This window comes from Streptomyces sp. NPDC048211, assembly GCF_043202315.1.
GTDB lineage: Bacteria > Actinomycetota > Actinomycetes > Streptomycetales > Streptomycetaceae > Streptomyces.
This window is the reverse complement of sequence record NZ_JBIDAD010000033.1, coordinates 12,890-27,482: the sequence shown is the minus strand read 5'-3', so window position 1 is coordinate 27,482 and position 14,593 is coordinate 12,890. Positions and strand designations below refer to the sequence as shown.

The following is a 14,593-nucleotide window of genomic DNA, read 5'->3' as shown; positions in this document are numbered from 1 at the left end:
TCAGGCACAAGATCAGCAGACACCTACCAGATCCTGCCGACCCAACACCCAACTGCCAAGCCACCACACCGATCTCATTCTGAAACGATCAGTTATACCGGCGCGGTCGAATTTGACGTTGTAATCCCACCCTGCGGGCACTTCGCCCTCAGCCACGGCGGCCAGGACATCTGGATCGGACCGGCTTTCGCCGGCAAGACCGTCACACTCTGGGCGGACGATCGCAGCATCCACATCACGATGGACGGACACCTACTCAAAACGATGGCCTCCCGCACCTCGCTGGAGCAGTTGCACCAGCTCCGGGAGAAGCGCCAGACCCGGCCGGCCGGGCCACCACCGGCAGCCCCGGCCCTGCCCCGCCACCGAGGCCGGGTTCAACTGCCGGCCGGAATGGCGGTGGAGGTCGAACGGACCGTTGACCGCAACGGCATCGTCGCGCTCGCCCAGCAGGACATCAAGCTGCCGGTCACCCTGGCCGGGAGCCGGGTCATCCTGCGAATGGACGAGCACGTCCTGCACACGATCAGCAACGGCCGCGTCGTCCAGACCATGCCGCTGCCCATCTCAGCCGACCAGCGCGGCCGCCTCAGGGGAGCCCGCCAAGCCTCATCACTCCTACCGCCCCAGGGTCCGGCGGGGCCGCTGGTCGTGTAGCGCCGAGTCAATATCGACGGGTTCCTCATGGTTGCCAAACAGCGGATGCGGGTCGGCCCCCTCCACGTCGGGAAGATCGTGAACGTCGTCGTGGAGGACACTCACTTCCGGATCGTCCACGACGGTGAGGAACTCGCGGTCCATGCCCGCACCAGCGATCGGCCAGTCAGCCGTTTCAAGGCGTGGGCAAGCGCCGAGACCCGGCCCCGTCCGTAAACAAGGTGCTGATGTTGTTCCACATGAAGGCGTCCTTCCACTCCGGTCGCCCCTTGGCCCAGCAGCTCAGTGCGACGATCACCTTTTCCTGGGAGATCGTCCGGGTCTGGTAGTGCTCTGCCGCCATTCCGTCACGGAACTCCAGCTGATAGGTGTTGTCATCCCTCAGCCACACCTGTACATACCAGTCGCCGTCCGCCTCATCGTCGACTCGCTCGACGATCACGAAGGCGTTTCCCCGGCCGAGGTTCGCCACCATCCGGCTCAAGGCCGTGGTCCCCGGATTCCTCACCTGACGACCGTGCTCATCTCTTGCTTGCAGCATGGCCCGATCATCGCCCCAGGGTCTGACACCACACGGCCCGATGCGTCAAGGAACTCATGAGGACAAAGCGTCAAGGATGTCCTGAGCCCTCACACATCACCGCAACCGATCTCCAGCACCGCCCCCGGCTCGCCGAGGAGTTCAGGCCCCGGTCCGTGGCCGGCGTACTGCGTCCAGCAGAACGTCGGCTGCATGTCGTCCTTGAACGCGCTGCCTGCGTAGGTGTCCCACAGCTCGGTCTCGGCTGCGATGTCGTGTTGAGCGGGCACAGTGCCCCTTTCGGTGTGGACAGGGAAGGCCCCCGCCCTCCGCGCGAGCGGAGGACGGGGGCCAGCGTAGGCCGGTCAGTGGCTGTCGGGGACCTTGCTGTCGCAGGGCGAGTACTCGGCGCCATCGATGACCCAGAGCTCGGCGTCGACGTCCCAGCCGTCAGGCCGGAGGAAGTCCGCGGTGCTCAGGCACAAGCCGTCGTTGCGGCGCTGGATGAACGGCGCGTGATGCCGGTACGCACCTCCGTTGTAGAGGTCGCACATCGCGAAGTAGATCGAGGTGTCCAGGATGAGCTGATGCACGCCGATGTCGACGAGCTTGCCGACGCCCAGGTGCACATCCTTGTGCTCCATCGACGCGACCGTGAACGCCACGGCCTGGCCGAGGATCCGCTCCGCCATGTTCCGGAGCATCGTGTTGTCGCGGAGAAGGAGCGCGATCTCCCGCTCTCACAGAGTGCCGCCGTCAGAGACGTTCGCCGGCAGGTACCGGACGTGCGGCTTGACGGCGTTGAGGAGAAGCTGCGGATCCCTGGTGCGAGTAGGCGCCTGAACTGCGATGGTCATGCGTTGTTCCTCTCGTCAGTGGTGCAGTGGAACCCGTCCCCGGCCCGCGGTCATCAACGGACAGGGAACGGGGGCTCTGGGCCGGGCTCAGATCGTGCTGACGACCTTCTCCAGCAGGGCGACGCTCGCCGGGATTTCGTGGCTCAGCCGGACCGCGCGGTGCGGAAGCACAGCGAGACGAGACGCCACCTCCGCACGGGCGCTCTCTCGGCCGCCGCCGTCCTCTCCCTGAGCCTGCCCGAAGACATCCGGGTACCGGTCCTCAGTCGCACCCGACATGAAGTCGGCTTCGCCCAGGGACCGGGTGCCGTCGACAACATCCGGCGCAGCGTCGGCGTCGATCTCGGGGAAAAGCAGACCGGCCGCCCGACCGCCGGTGGCAAGCGGCACGTCAAACAGGTCCGGGAACTGATCCGGGAACACCTGGATCTTCCGCTCCCGCTTCGCGTTCTCCCACAGCGGCGTGTGATCGCCGGCCAACAGCGCCTCGGTCACGGACTCGTGCTGAGTCGGGTGGAAGCTACCGCCAGCCCGCAGATGATCCCGCGCACCGACGTCCCAGCCCAGCGACTTGAGCAGCCCGAGGCCGAGCGCAGCGGCAGACGGCCAGGGCACGACCTCGATGTCCCGCTCACCGGTCGGCCGGACCAACACCCGGTCGTTGGCGAGGAGCTGCCAGCCGTGGGAGGCGAGGAGCAGCGCGGTGGTCGTCTTCCCGGCCCCCTTGTCACCAAAGGCAAGGAGCGTCGCGCCGTCGTCCGGCCTCACGACCGCGGAGGAGTGGAGCACCGCCCAGCCCTCCCGAAGGAGTTGACCGCGGATCGACTCGCGAGCCAGGCGCGCGGCGGCCAGGGCGAGCGACAGCACGCCGACGCCGACGAGGACCAGGCGGCCGGAGGACGGTGTGCTGCGGTACGCGACCCCCTCGTCCGGCGACGTCGCGATGATGTCCTCGCCATCCTGCGCCACCAGCAGGGGGTGCTTGGCGTAGTCCAGGGCCTCCGTGGGCCGGCCGTCGTGGACAAGCCGGGTGAGCTCCTCGTACTGGGCGAGATCGACATCCGCGATCAGGACGGCGCCCGCGCACACTGCTGCGGCGTTTACCGGCGCAGCGTTCCACCACGGCCCGAAATACCGCAGGGCCCAGCCTGTGACCTCCGTACGGTTGCTGAGGACGGTGACGGTCGCCGAGGCGGCCTCGAGTCGGGTAGCGCTGATCATGTGGCGATCCTCTCGATATGAGTGGGGAGATGGGCGTAGGCGTCGCGGAGGCTGCTGGCCGCAGCATCCAGGCACAGGCGTTCAGGACGGGTGAGCGCTGGCATGCACGGAGCGGGCACGCCACCGCTGAAATACAGAGGGACTCCGAGGTAGACATCCCCGTACGGCACGGATAGCTCCTCGATGCCGTCGGCCAGACCGAGGACCTTGCGGAGGGTGGATAGCACGGCGCCCGAAGGGCCGCAGCGGGTGCGGCCGATGCCGGAACGGATCAGCGCCGGTCGACGCTGGAGGTCATCCACTACCGTCCGGACCGGCACCGAGACGGGCTGGCCCGCGATGGTCGTCGCGGACACGCACACGACGGCCCGGTCACCGTGCTCGCCGACCACATGGCCACGCACAAGGTCCGGGGACACCTGGGCGTACCGGGCCAGCAGGAGCCGGTAGCGGCCAGAGTCGAGGTTCGACCCGATCCCGAAGACCCGAGCCACTCCGGAGACGTCGGCGAAGCGGCGCGTCATCAGGTCCACGGGATTCGTCACGATGAGGACTGTCCCGTCATACCCGTACAGTTCCCGGGCGAGCGCGCCGAGGGCGGGGGCGTTTGCGGCAGCTCCGGCGCGCCGGATGTCCCGTGCGGCGGTGTTCGTGAAGTCGCTGCGGAGGGCGACGACGACCGCGTCACAGCCGCGGAGGTCGGCGGCCTCTCCCGCCTCGACTGTCGTGCGCGAGCCGGCAGCAAGCCCGAGGTCCTGGAGGTCGGCGGCCAGACCGTGGGCCTGGTCCAACTGCCGGGACACGACGAGGAGCCGTTCGGGAAGCGCGGCGGCCACCAGCGCCGTGGCGAGGGTCTGCCCGACGGCACCCGCCCCGACGATCCCCACCACCGGCCCGCTCACCGAGCGCTCCCCACGGTGTGTTCGACCTCGGAGAAGAGGGCGTCCAGGAGTCGCGGGCCGGCCGTCGAGCCGGTGAGGAGGGCACTGACCCGGTCCACGATGCGCGCCACCTCACGAGCTTGGGCGACGAGCGACTGCTGATGACGCGCCAGCGGGAGATCCTTCGGCGCGCTGAGGCACGTGCTCAGGATGTTCACCGTGTCCATGAGCCACAGGACCATGACCTCACGGAGCCGTGCCGCCCTCTCGTAATCGGGGAAGGCTGCGACGTGCCGTGCGAGCGTGGAATCGACCCCTTGCATGATCTGCTGCCTCGCGCGCGGTTCCGGCTGCGCGAGGGCGAGGAGAAGTGTGCGGCCGACCAGCTTCGCGATGTCCGGCTGAGGCCCTGCAGCCCACTGCACGACCGGGTCGATGAAGGTGAGGCGCGGGCCGTCAATGTAGACGTGCTCGGGCTTGAGGTCTCCGAACACCACGGTGTCCTGGCGGGTCGATATGGCACCGGCCATCCGGATCAGCCGCCAGACCGCGATCCGCAGGAGCTCGACCACCTCCTGGCGCTCGTCCTCCAGGAGGCCGCTGTCCACGCCGAGCGCCCCGAGATAGCCGGCCGCGCTCAGCCCGTTGAACTTCCGGCGGAAGACGCCGACGACAGACCGCTCACCGATCGGCGCCGCACGGCGTAGGCACTCCGCGCCAGCCGTGCCGTGCAGATCGCTGAGGACGAGGAGAGTCGCGTCGAGGAGCGCCGCCGTCTCCCACGGACGGGCGGCCAGCACGTCGCCGAGGGGCGTGCCTGGCGCGATTCGTGTGAGCAGGACCCCGCTGTGGATGCCCGCGGTCTCGCACACCTGCGGGCTACCGAGTTTTCGCAGGAGCTCCAGGTTCTGTTCCTCGCGGTCGGTCAGCAGGTCGGCGCCGTGGACATAGGCGCGTTGGGCGTCTTGGACCTCTGCCCACGTTCCTCCGACACCTCGGAGGATGGATACCAAGGAGAGGCCCAGCCAGCTGTACTTGGCGATCAGCTCCTCGCCGTCCACCATGACTCGGCAGACGTAGGAGGTGACGCTCGGGCACGGGGGGCCGAGGACGACCGGCACGTCTGGCCACAGGTCCTCGGCCGCGCGAGTAATGATCCGTTGGGTCTCGGCGTACAGCGCTTTCGCGCTCACTGCGAGGCCCTCGTTCGTTGCGAATGTCACCGACCGCTCCTTGCGGGTGGACGAGTTGGTGCGTCATATGGCGAGGTCGTGCCAGGCAACGCCACCGATCAACAGGCAGACGAACAGCAGGAATCCGAAGCATCTCGGGGCGGCTAGGACCGCCAGGCAGCCCGGCGGCTCCGCGACGGTGCCGGGATCCGGCAGCACCTCGACTTGGCCATCTGGGCCAACCTGCCGCGAGGCGGCGCTCACAGGTATCTCCTGGTTCAGTCCTCCCCCGGCTGCTGCACGAGCGGGCGGCCGGGGCGGTCTCTTCGTCAGTGCTGCGCGTTGTGTGTTCGGATCAAGGCCTCCATCCGCCGCATGCACGGCTCGCAGGCGTGAACGGGGAGTCTTGTCGGCGCCGCGGCGCCAGCACAGGCCGATGACCAACGTCGTCGCCACGGCTATCCCCCGGCGATACAGACGACGAGCACCACCAAGAGGACGAAGAGGACGAAGACGTAGACGACCTGGCGCCCGGTGTCGGTCACAGCGCCGCCCTTCTGGCGGCGTCGATCTCAGTCCAGACACACTTGCCCCAGGGCAGGAGGTCTGCGCCCCAACGGCCTCGGGTCACCGCGTCAATGATCGCGAGACCTCGGCCGGACTCGTCCTGGCCGTCCACCTCCCGAGCCCTCGGCAGGACCGTCGACATGTCCGTCACCGCGATCCGCACGGCAAGGACATCGAGCCGCGTCACGGTGACGCGCACGTTCGCCCACCGCGCGTGGGCGACCGCGTTCGACATCAGTTCGGTGACGAGGAGGTGCGCCTCGTCCTCGAGGCAACCCAGACCCCAGTAGCCGAGCGCCGAAGACACCAAACGCCGCGCATCACGCGCGCACTCGGCGAGCCTCGGCAGCGTCAGGGTGTACGCGGGCCGGTCATCCGCGAGACGCAACTCCGAGATCGTCAGGCGTCTCGCGACCCCCAGGAGAGCGTCGGCAGCGTCCCGGGGCTCAGGCGACGTCGTCGCGTCCTTCACGGAACCGGCGGGGACCTCAGACATAGAGCCCGCCGCCCGGCAGGCCGGTAGCGCGGCGGCCCGCGATGACGAGCGCCGACAGCGACTGCGCCCCACACAGCACTCCGGGGCCGTCGAGCGGTACCACCCACCACGGCCGTTCGCCATCAGGCTCGGTGGCGTGCGGGGAAGGAATCAGGATTACCGCGCGGTAGTGGTGGCCCATGGAGCCGCGGGTACGCCACGACATCGCGATGGACGCCGAGACGAGCGCCGTGTACGAGCCCCGCTGGCCGAAGACGCCTGGGCTGTAGAACAGCGGGCCGCCTTCAAGGCGCTCGGCCAGGGGGCGTGCGCACGCGTCCGGCCCGTCCAGGCCGAGCGCCCCGTGCACCAGGCGCTCCGGGACGATCACCGCCCCGAACAGGACGCCGGGCTGCAACCACGTCGCGCCCTTGTCTCTCCAGTCCGCACGGCTCTGCTTCAAGTCCGAGGAGGCGGATAGCAGCCAGTGCCCGGCCGCGAGCTCCCGCTCCCGTCGAAGGTGGACCACTCCGTCAGCCGGTTGGTTCATGGCGTCAACTCGACGGGGGTTCTCTGGATACGCTCGAACATGGCGACTCCTCATCAGTCGTCGCCCCGGGCCGGCGGGCATCACCGCCCCCGGGGCTTTCGCGTTCGAGAGTGGTGTTCCTGCGAAATGCCCGCGTCCCCGGCGGGGGTATACCCATGATGGGTAGGCACCATTTCTGATCACCGTGCACACTCGCGTCAGCAGGAGGCGTGCCGCATGACCTACCAGCCACCAACCGCCCTCCCTCGCGGTCTCCTCGCCGACGACGACATGCAACGCGCGCTAGGCGCACACGACTTCGGTTTGGTGTTCCGGATCGCCCGCGAGCGGGCCAATATCAGCTACTCCAAGATCGCCGCAGCGTGCGACATCAAGCCCGACAGGGTCGGGATCCTTGCACGCGGGCAAGGGCGAATTACGTCGTTCGAGAAGGTCGTGCAGATCGCGGACGCGTTACGCGTTCCCGGGTACCTACTCGGTCTCGCCCCCGTCCCTGGGAGACGGCCGACGCTCCTGCTGGAACTCCCCACGCAGAGAACGGACCCATGCACGTGCGCCGCCGAACCATACTCAGAGCCGCAGGCACCGGCGGTCTCGCTGCCGCACTCCCCACCCTCCACCGGCCCCGCGCGCCCCAGCACATCACCAACGCCTACGTGGCCAGCCTCCAGGAGCGCACTGCCCGCCTGCGACGCCTGGACGAAGTCCTGGGTGGCGGCGACACCTACCGCGTCTACCTTGGTGAGGTCCAGTACACAAAGGACCTCCTCGGCCGGAGCACCTTCACCCCCGAAAGCCGGCGCCGCCTCACCGCGCTCCTCGCTGAACAAGCACAGCAAGCCGGCTGGGCCGCGTTCGACGGCGGCCGGACCCAGGACGCCGTGGCGTTCTACGAGGAGAGCGGGACCGCAGCGCAGGACGCGCAGGACTCCGACCTCTACGGCAACAGCCTCGCGTTCCTCGCCTACAAGACCCTCGCGGACAACCGGCGCACCGCCGCGACCTTCGCCAAGGACTCCTGTGTGACCATCACCGACCGGACGCCCGCCACGGTCCGAGCCCTCCTCCACGAACGGCTGGCCTGGGCCTGCGCCGTCAACGGCCAGGCCATCGACACCGAACGCGCCCTCGCCGCCGCCCGCCAAGCACTCGACGACGCGCAGCCCGACGAGCCGCAACCAGGCTGGTCCGCGTGGGTCGACCACAACGAGCTGGACATCATGACCGGCCGCTGCTGGACCGAGCTGCGCCGCCCCCTGCGGGCGGTCCCCATCCTCACCGACGCACTCAAGCGCTACGCCGACGACCAGGCCCGCGATAAGGCGCTCTACCTCACGTGGCTCGCCGACGCCTACCTGACCGCCGGTGAGGTCGAGCAGGCGGCCGAGACGACCGCCCGCTCCCTTCAGCTCTCGGTCGGCGTCGCCTCCGTCCGGCCGCGGCAGCGCATTACGCCCCTGCTTGACCGCCTGCGCCCCCACTCAGGCACGCAGCAGGTCCGCCAGCTGCTGGAGTACGCGGACAGCTAGGCCCCCTCCACCGAGTCCCTGACCCACTGGAGACAGCGGTCAGCCCCCTGAGTGATCGGTACAGCGCAGACCTCGGGGTTGTCCCAGGGGTGCTCTGCAAGGAGGTACGCCTCCAACTCCTGGTACCGTCCGGCCGTCGTCTTCAGGAGGACCTGCCACTCCTCACCCGTGCCGTACTCGCCCAGGTGCCAGAACACGCTCGTTACCGGCCCGATGATCTGGGCACTCGCCGCGAGCTTCTTCTGAACCGCCGGGCCTGCAAGGTCGATCGCCTGCTGCTTCGTCTCCGTGGCTGTTGAGACCTGCAAGTATTCAGTCATGGCCGCGAGCCTAACCAGGTCCCGCCAAGACCAGGGGCCGCTTCATCCACCCAGGCGAAATTGCAGGTGGGGGACACGTCCCCCCGACTCGCAGATCCGGTCTGCGAGTACGATCCCCACCTGCGGCAATCGAACTCACGGACGAACTCATTGAACTCGAACGACAAGCCTGGACCGAGCAGCAAGAGGGCCGACTGACCGTCGAAACCTCAATGCGCGTGCACGAGGCAATCACCACGTACGCCACGGCGACCGACCAGCCCCGGGCCAAGGTCGAGCAGGAACTGAAGAAGATCGTCCGGTACCCCGACGGGCCGCCACCCCGATAGCCCGGCTATCGGCTGCCGGAGCCGAAGTAGCACAGCGTCAGGGTCTCGCTGACGGTGAAGCCGTCGCCGGGGATCTTCACCGAGCGGCTCGGCAGTGTTCCGCTCGGGCATCCCAACGGGCCCTCGATGACGTAGGCGCCTGCGAGATCAGGCACGAGCGCGCGGACGTCGTCCTCGGTGAGGGACTGAGCAGCAGCCGTTCCGGGAGGCCCAGCGCGCCCTGCCGTCCCGCTGGGACCCGCTGGGCCACGAGGGCCTTCCGGTGGCATCAGGAAGAATGCGGCCCCCACGGTGAGGGCCGAACCAACTACGCCGCCGAGGATCGCGGCTATCACTGTGATGCGTACGGGTCTGTCGCTCATGCCGGGATAGTAGAGCGACCTCCCCCGACTGCATCGCCCGCCCTCACGGCCTGGACCTGTCGGCGCCGATATCGGCCGCAGACGTCCGCACCCGCCCCGCCGCAGACACCCCGGCCGCGTGTCCGGACAAAACAGTGCCCCACCCTGGAAGCTTAAGTTCTAGTCGTCGTCGCAACACCCCAGCTCAAGGGATGCGATGGACTCCGAGATTCGTGAGAAACGCCTGGGGCGAGGGCCCGCCACAAGAGAGCGACGAGCCCACGCCCATCACTCGCGGTTCAACGCCGTGCGCTCATCCAGAGGATGATCACAGTCACCAGGCAACTCCCCGCCTGGTAAGCCGCCCCGTAAAGGACTTCACGCCCCAGGTCAAAGGGGTGGCACCCATGACGCTTCAGATACCCCCACAGATGACGGAGGGATGTCCTGGGCCGATGATCCAGCCCGTGGTTGTGCTCCTCGTTGCGTCCCGATCTATTCTTCAATTGGTGTCCTTTCTTGCCTTGCGCTTGTTGTGGCACACCGCACGAGGGGCTCACCTCGACTCAACTGGCCTAGGAACCAGAGTCGGGAGCAGAGCTCCTCTTGCTTTGAACGGACAGAGGAACCTGCTTGAAACGGACCTTAGGAACCCCTCCCCCGATTGGCGACTTGGGCACACACCGGGGCGCTGCGCACTACAACGCGCGAGCCGCCCCCGCACTTGCGGCCGCGTTCACACACACCCCCCGAATGGACTAATCAAGACCCACCCGGCGCAACCCGCACGGGTTCAGGGCATACCAATCCCAGCTTCCCGCAGAGCGCGGCGAGGGACCACACGATGCACAAAAACAAACGGCACCCGCGACACGATTCGGTCATCGCGCGACCTCGCCCAACCTCCGCCGAGATGTCTCCTGACAGCTGGCCAGCACTCCCATAAGGGAGGGAACCCGGCGGCCAGAGCACTAACAGCCCTTATTGCGCTGCCGTTTGCGCCTCTCATCTGACGGGCGGGATCGTCGCGTCCATTGTGACGCCGCCTGGGTTCGTACTACAGCGTGGTGTACCAGGCCATTCAATGCGCTGCACTGCGAGTACTGCACATACACACTCGTACACCCCCGCCCCGGTGGAGGGGAGTGGATCGGCGGTGCCGTCAGGGTGTGGGTGGGAGGCGCCGTCAGGGTGCGTCGTCCAGCTGCGAATCCTCTCCGTCCTGAGCCGAACACATGAGTGCCAAGCGCTGGTTGGCGAGGTCCACGGCATCCCGCAGCGATGCGCCGCTGTTGGGATGCAGTTCATGTTCCACACGGGTCAGCCGCTCCTCGAACCCGCCCAGACGTTCCATGACGCCGGCCCTGCCCGGCACGCCGGGGCGTGCCTCCTGGCCAGACCAGTCGTCCATGAACTCCTCGACCCGCTTGCCGAGGTGGACGACACCGCGAGTGATCCGCCACAGCACGGTCACCACGGCGGTAAGCACTGACACCGCTCCACCCCACAGCAGCACCGCGTCCACGGCCGGGATCCCCGTTGCGTCCACGCTCACCCGCCAGCCCCCGCCGCATCCGGGGTCTCCGCGCGCGGGGAGTGCTTCGCCTGCCAGCCCGACACCGCCGTGATGGCCGCGGGGACCAGCGCGAGGACGAAGGGGCTGAGCCTGTCCGGCATCCACGACAGCAGCCGGGCGTGATCCTGGACCGCCGCGAGAGCACCGAGCAGCCCGGTCGACGCGACGTACGCTCCAGCCGTCGCGACGGTGACCTTCCGCTCCACAGGGGCGTGTGTCATGGCCGTTCCTTTCAGTCGATGACGTCGAACGAATGCTTCTTGGCGAGCCGCGTCAGGCTGTCCCGGCCGGGGATGCCATCAGCCGGCTGCCCAAGCGCCCGGCCCCGGTAGCCGCACTCCTCCTGCCACGCGCTCATCGCGGGCAGGGTCGTCGAGCCGTAGTGGCCATCGGAGAACGGCTTGGCCAGCAGGCCCTCGTCAACGAGAGCGGTCTCCACGACGGCGACACCGGCGTACGTGACCGGCGTCCCGGCCATGCCGGGGTTGGTCCGCGCCGCGACGATGAGCTTCGACAGGGAGACCGTCGGCCGGACCGGGAGCGGCAGCGGACCAGGACGTGTGAGCCCGAGCCGGTCCGCGACACGGTCCCGCATCCCCGGCATCGAGAACCCGAGCGGGTCGACCTTCCCCGGTTGCCACTCCCGGTGGCCGATCACCGACGGCGCGCCCCACCGGTGTATACGGCACACGGCGGCAGCGGCGCGCTCGATCGCGTCGAGCTGGATCTTCGGCCACGGGTCGTCACCGTCGCCGAGGTTCTCGCACTCGAAGCCATAGAACGCCCTGTTGCCGTCAACCGTCGCTTCGTTGTCGACAGGCAGCCCGCGCTCTGCGATCACCGCGCGCAGCACGTTCGGGTCGCCCAACCCGGCGTGATTCGTCCGCCCGTAGCCGACCAGGTGCACCCGGCCGTCCTTAGCGATCATGCCGTGGCACAGCGGACCCGGCAGGCCGCTGTACCCATCCCGCACGATGCCCACGGTCTTCGCCGTCCCCGATGTGACGGTGTGGTGGACGAGCACACCGTGGACCTCCCCCATGGGCCCATGTGGTTGCGGTTGTGGTGACGCCAGTCGCCGACCTGCACGACCGTCAGGCCTTCGTCCAACAGGGCGTGGAGGAAGCTGTCGGCGCTCGCCGGGGTCGCCATCAGACCGTCTCCGGCCAGTGCCAGGTGCCGCCCGTTGGCGGTTGCTCCTCGACCTCGACGTGCACGCAGCCACCGGCAGCCAGCGAGTGGAAGAAGAAGCCGGTCGGGTTGGAGACGACGAGACCGACGCGGCCCGGGTTGTCCGGGTCGGCCTCCGTGATGGTCGCGGCACGGCAGGTCGGGGGGAACTGCTGCGAACCATCCTCGCGGACAGGTGTGCCGTAGCTGACGTAGTGGACCGCCCGGCCGACGGTCGGCTGCTGGGACATGGACACCTCCAGAGGTGAACGGACACGTCCGGACACTGTCCGGACACAGGGTGGGACGTGTCCGGACGCAGGGACGGGGAAGCCTCTGACCAGCCCGGACACTGTCCGTGGCGGGTCCGGACACGGGCTTCCGCGCGCCCTGACGGCCGGTGCCCGCAGTGCGGATTGCGCGCTCATCCGTAGAGCTCCACGATGACGATTCCGGCACCGCCCGCGCGTCCGCCCTGTGCCACGTTGTTCGCGGAGCCGGAACCTCCCGCGCCGCCACCGAAGCCACGCGGGACGATGCCCACGCCAGCGTTTGCACGCGAGGCGCCGCCGTGGCCGAGGTTGGATTCGCCACCCGCGCCACCGATCCCGACGGTGGTGCCCAGCCGGATAGCTCCCGTCCCGGAGCCGCCGCCACTGGCGAACTGGCCAGTGCCCGCAGCGGGGCCGGCCGTGCCGCTCGTGGAAGTCGCGGAGCCCGCAGAGGGCATCGATGCTGCGGACCCGGGACCGCCGAGCGCGGTGGCGTGAGTACCGAAGCTGGATCCCCCGCCCGCACCGCCTGCCCCGTTCGCACCGGCCCCCGCAGCGCCTCCGGCCCCGACGACCCCGGTCTCCACGGCCGCGAGCGCCGCAACGTCGACAAGGGTCTCCGAGTAGCCGCCGCCCGCACCCCCCGCCCGCCACCGCCGGCGTTGACGGCGAGACGCTGCTGGCCACCCATCCCCGGGCGATCGGCCGCGGGGCCCGAGTCGTCGAAGAGTCCCACTGGGACGGCCTGCCCACGGGCAACGGACGCCGCACCACCACCGGCGATGTCACGCCACGGCCCCGTCGTGAGCGTCCCCTGGGCGAGGAGGCAGGACCTCTGCAGGCACTGCTGAACAGGGCTGCGGCCACCCGCATCGAGGTCGGCCGCCGTCCGCTGTCGGTCTATGACGAGCTGACCGGAACCCGCCCCTTCACCACCCGTCCGAGCACGAGGGAAACGTCTTGAGCGAGCTGGTCTCCACCCACATCCGCAACACGGCCGGCAAGCTCGGCCTGCCCCACCTGGCCGAAACGATCAACGAGTACACCCGTCGGGCCGACGAGGGCAAAATGGGCTACCTCGACTTCCTCGACCTGGTGCTGTCCGAGGAGCTTGCCGTCCGTGACGACCGCCGCTTCCGCCAGGGCCTGCGACTGTCCCGGCTGCCGCACCACAAGACCCTCGACGAGTACGACTTTTCCTTCCAGCCCGAACTCGACCCGCGCAAGGTCAAGGACCTCGCCACCCTCTCGTTCGTCGACGGCAAGGCGAACGCCGCTCTGCTCGGGCCGCCCGGGGTCGGCAAGACCCATATCGCCGTCGCTCTCGCGGTCGCGGCCTGCCGGGCTGGCTATTCGATCTACTTCACCAGCCTCGACGACATGGTCCGCAACCTCAAAGCCGCCGAAGCCTCCGGACGTCTGACGAACAAGCTCGGCACCTACCTGCGGCCCAGCGTTCTCGTGGTCGACGAGGTCGGCTACCAGCCCTTCGAACGAGCCGAGGCGAACCTGGTCTTCCAGGTCATCTCCAAGCGTTACGAGAAGGGCTCGATCATCCTGACCTCGAACAAGACCTTCAGCGAGTGGGGCCAGGTCTTCGGTGACGAGGTCCTCGCCACCGCCATCCTCGACCGACTCCTCCACCACTGCGAAGTGATCTCCATCAACGGCCCCAGCTACCGACTCAAGAACCGCCTCAAGGCAATCGAGCGAGAGAACGACGTGGCCTGACGACCCACGTCGCTTCCGGCGGCCGAGAGCTTGATCAGTTGTTGATCACCGGCTGAAAGATCTCGGAGAACTCGCCGTTCTCGATCAGTCCGGCGATCACGTCGGTCATGTTGTCGATGCCCGGATCCCTGACGATCAGGCCGTCCGAGACCCAGAAGTACCGGCCCCCGAGGGCCTCGTCGGTCCCTGCCCAGCGTTTCATCAGACGCTCGACTTCCACGACGGTGAACACGGTCGCGGTCCAACGCGATCCATCCTTCAGAGTCACGAAGACATCGACGTTGCAAACCTCGTCCAAGTCCTCGCCGTCGCTGGGCAGGAACGACGCCTCGAAGCCCTCCATGCGGACCCGATACCAGGGCCCGTCCCACCCTCGCTCGATCGGTTCAGACGATGTGCTGTGGCTCATCGCGCGAGTGTCCCTG

Annotated in this window: 14 protein-coding genes and 5 pseudogenes; 4 read left to right on the top strand and 15 right to left on the bottom strand. The window is 68.4% G+C overall.

The window, feature by feature from the left end; all coding sequences use genetic code 11:
* Nucleotides 1-657, top strand: a pseudogene (locus ACGFZA_RS41750) (hypothetical protein); the annotation flags it as partial.
* A gap of 175 nt (nt 658-832) precedes the next feature.
* Here the strand turns inward: ACGFZA_RS41750 and ACGFZA_RS41745 are convergent.
* The 8 genes and pseudogenes from ACGFZA_RS41745 to ACGFZA_RS41710 all read right to left on the bottom strand — a co-directional run bounded on the left by ACGFZA_RS41745 (nt 833) and on the right by ACGFZA_RS41710 (nt 6,900).
* Nucleotides 833-1,198, bottom strand: a complete 366-nt coding sequence (locus ACGFZA_RS41745) for a hypothetical protein (protein ID WP_393686263.1) — start codon at nt 1,196-1,198, stop codon at nt 833-835.
* Between the two features lie 98 nt (nt 1,199-1,296).
* A pseudogene (locus ACGFZA_RS41740) lies at nt 1,297-1,467 on the bottom strand (SAM-dependent methyltransferase); the annotation flags it as partial.
* Nucleotides 1,468-1,542: 75 nt separating this feature from the next.
* A pseudogene (locus tag ACGFZA_RS41735) lies at nt 1,543-2,034 on the bottom strand (hypothetical protein).
* Nucleotides 2,035-2,121: 87 nt separating this feature from the next.
* The gene (locus ACGFZA_RS41730; protein WP_393686261.1) at nt 2,122-3,255 is read right to left on the bottom strand and encodes a hypothetical protein; all 1,134 of its coding nucleotides are present in this window, start codon (nt 3,253-3,255) and stop codon (nt 2,122-2,124) included.
* Nucleotides 3,252-4,157, bottom strand: a complete 906-nt coding sequence (locus ACGFZA_RS41725; RefSeq protein ID WP_393686259.1) for an NAD(P)-binding domain-containing protein — start codon at nt 4,155-4,157, stop codon at nt 3,252-3,254. The genes ACGFZA_RS41730 and ACGFZA_RS41725 overlap by 4 nt, the downstream gene beginning before the upstream one ends.
* A complete protein-coding gene (locus ACGFZA_RS41720; protein ID WP_393686257.1) occupies nt 4,154-5,359 on the bottom strand; it encodes a hypothetical protein in 1,206 nt (401 codons plus the stop codon). The genes ACGFZA_RS41725 and ACGFZA_RS41720 overlap by 4 nt, the downstream gene beginning before the upstream one ends.
* A gap of 490 nt (nt 5,360-5,849) precedes the next feature.
* Entirely contained in the window at nt 5,850-6,347 is a 498-nt protein-coding gene (locus ACGFZA_RS41715) for an ATP-binding protein (protein ID WP_393686255.1), read from the bottom strand.
* Nucleotides 6,348-6,363: 16 nt separating this feature from the next.
* Nucleotides 6,364-6,900 carry a hypothetical protein gene (locus ACGFZA_RS41710; RefSeq protein ID WP_385288045.1) on the bottom strand — a complete coding sequence of 179 codons (537 nt, stop codon included), beginning with the start codon at nt 6,898-6,900 and terminating at the stop codon, nt 6,364-6,366.
* A gap of 551 nt (nt 6,901-7,451) precedes the next feature.
* On the opposite strand from ACGFZA_RS41710, the gene ACGFZA_RS41705 reads away from it, so the two are divergent.
* Nucleotides 7,452-8,429 (top strand): XRE family transcriptional regulator, encoded by a 978-nt coding sequence (locus ACGFZA_RS41705; RefSeq protein WP_385288048.1) that lies wholly within the window; start codon nt 7,452-7,454, stop codon nt 8,427-8,429.
* On the opposite strand, the gene cutA is transcribed toward ACGFZA_RS41705, so the two are convergent.
* From cutA to ACGFZA_RS41675, 6 genes and pseudogenes are all read right to left on the bottom strand, one after another.
* On the bottom strand, nt 8,426-8,749 hold the full coding sequence (gene cutA, locus ACGFZA_RS41700; RefSeq protein WP_393686252.1) for a divalent-cation tolerance protein CutA: 324 nt from the start codon (nt 8,747-8,749) through the stop codon (nt 8,426-8,428). The two genes, ACGFZA_RS41705 and cutA, sit on opposite strands and share 4 nt — an antisense overlap.
* A gap of 334 nt (nt 8,750-9,083) precedes the next feature.
* Nucleotides 9,084-9,440 carry a hypothetical protein gene (locus ACGFZA_RS41695; RefSeq protein ID WP_393686250.1) on the bottom strand — a complete coding sequence of 119 codons (357 nt, stop codon included), beginning with the start codon at nt 9,438-9,440 and terminating at the stop codon, nt 9,084-9,086.
* Nucleotides 9,441-10,605: 1,165 nt separating this feature from the next.
* Nucleotides 10,606-10,944, bottom strand: a complete 339-nt coding sequence (locus tag ACGFZA_RS41690; RefSeq protein WP_393686248.1) for a hypothetical protein — start codon at nt 10,942-10,944, stop codon at nt 10,606-10,608.
* 26 nt (nt 10,945-10,970) lie between these two features.
* The gene (locus ACGFZA_RS41685) at nt 10,971-11,216 is read right to left on the bottom strand and encodes a holin (protein ID WP_393686246.1); all 246 of its coding nucleotides are present in this window, start codon (nt 11,214-11,216) and stop codon (nt 10,971-10,973) included.
* Between the two features lie 347 nt (nt 11,217-11,563).
* A pseudogene (locus ACGFZA_RS41680) lies at nt 11,564-12,147 on the bottom strand (N-acetylmuramoyl-L-alanine amidase); the annotation flags it as partial.
* Entirely contained in the window at nt 12,147-12,416 is a 270-nt protein-coding gene (locus ACGFZA_RS41675; RefSeq protein WP_393686244.1) for a hypothetical protein, read from the bottom strand. The gene ACGFZA_RS41675 and the pseudogene ACGFZA_RS41680, both read right to left, overlap by 1 nt.
* Nucleotides 12,417-13,101: 685 nt before the next feature.
* Here ACGFZA_RS41675 and ACGFZA_RS41670 point away from each other — a divergent pair.
* Both ACGFZA_RS41670 and istB read left to right on the top strand, forming a co-directional pair.
* Nucleotides 13,102-13,401, top strand: a pseudogene (locus ACGFZA_RS41670) (IS21 family transposase); the annotation flags it as partial.
* Nucleotides 13,398-14,168, top strand: coding sequence for an IS21-like element helper ATPase IstB (istB, locus tag ACGFZA_RS41665; protein WP_393686242.1), 771 nt, complete (start codon nt 13,398-13,400; stop codon nt 14,166-14,168). The pseudogene ACGFZA_RS41670 and the gene istB, both read left to right, overlap by 4 nt.
* Before the next feature lie 34 nt (nt 14,169-14,202).
* Here istB and ACGFZA_RS41660 read toward each other — a convergent pair whose 3' ends face one another.
* Nucleotides 14,203-14,577 (bottom strand): hypothetical protein, encoded by a 375-nt coding sequence (locus ACGFZA_RS41660; RefSeq protein ID WP_393686265.1) that lies wholly within the window; start codon nt 14,575-14,577, stop codon nt 14,203-14,205.
* Between the last annotated feature and the right edge of the window lie 16 nt (nt 14,578-14,593).

Coding starts and splice junctions, on each gene's coding strand:
- ACGFZA_RS41745 (WP_393686263.1), bottom strand. CDS start 1,198: ATGCTGCAAGCAAGAGATGAGCACGGTCGTCAGGTGAGGAATCCGGGG.
- ACGFZA_RS41730 (WP_393686261.1), bottom strand. CDS start 3,255: ATGATCAGCGCTACCCGACTCGAGGCCGCCTCGGCGACCGTCACCGTC.
- ACGFZA_RS41710 (WP_385288045.1), bottom strand. CDS start 6,900: ATGAACCAACCGGCTGACGGAGTGGTCCACCTTCGACGGGAGCGGGAG.
- cutA (WP_393686252.1), bottom strand. CDS start 8,749: ATGACTGAATACTTGCAGGTCTCAACAGCCACGGAGACGAAGCAGCAG.
- ACGFZA_RS41695 (WP_393686250.1), bottom strand. CDS start 9,440: ATGAGCGACAGACCCGTACGCATCACAGTGATAGCCGCGATCCTCGGC.
- ACGFZA_RS41685 (WP_393686246.1), bottom strand. CDS start 11,216: ATGACACACGCCCCTGTGGAGCGGAAGGTCACCGTCGCGACGGCTGGA.
- ACGFZA_RS41675 (WP_393686244.1), bottom strand. CDS start 12,416: ATGTCCCAGCAGCCGACCGTCGGCCGGGCGGTCCACTACGTCAGCTAC.
- ACGFZA_RS41660 (WP_393686265.1), bottom strand. CDS start 14,577: ATGAGCCACAGCACATCGTCTGAACCGATCGAGCGAGGGTGGGACGGG.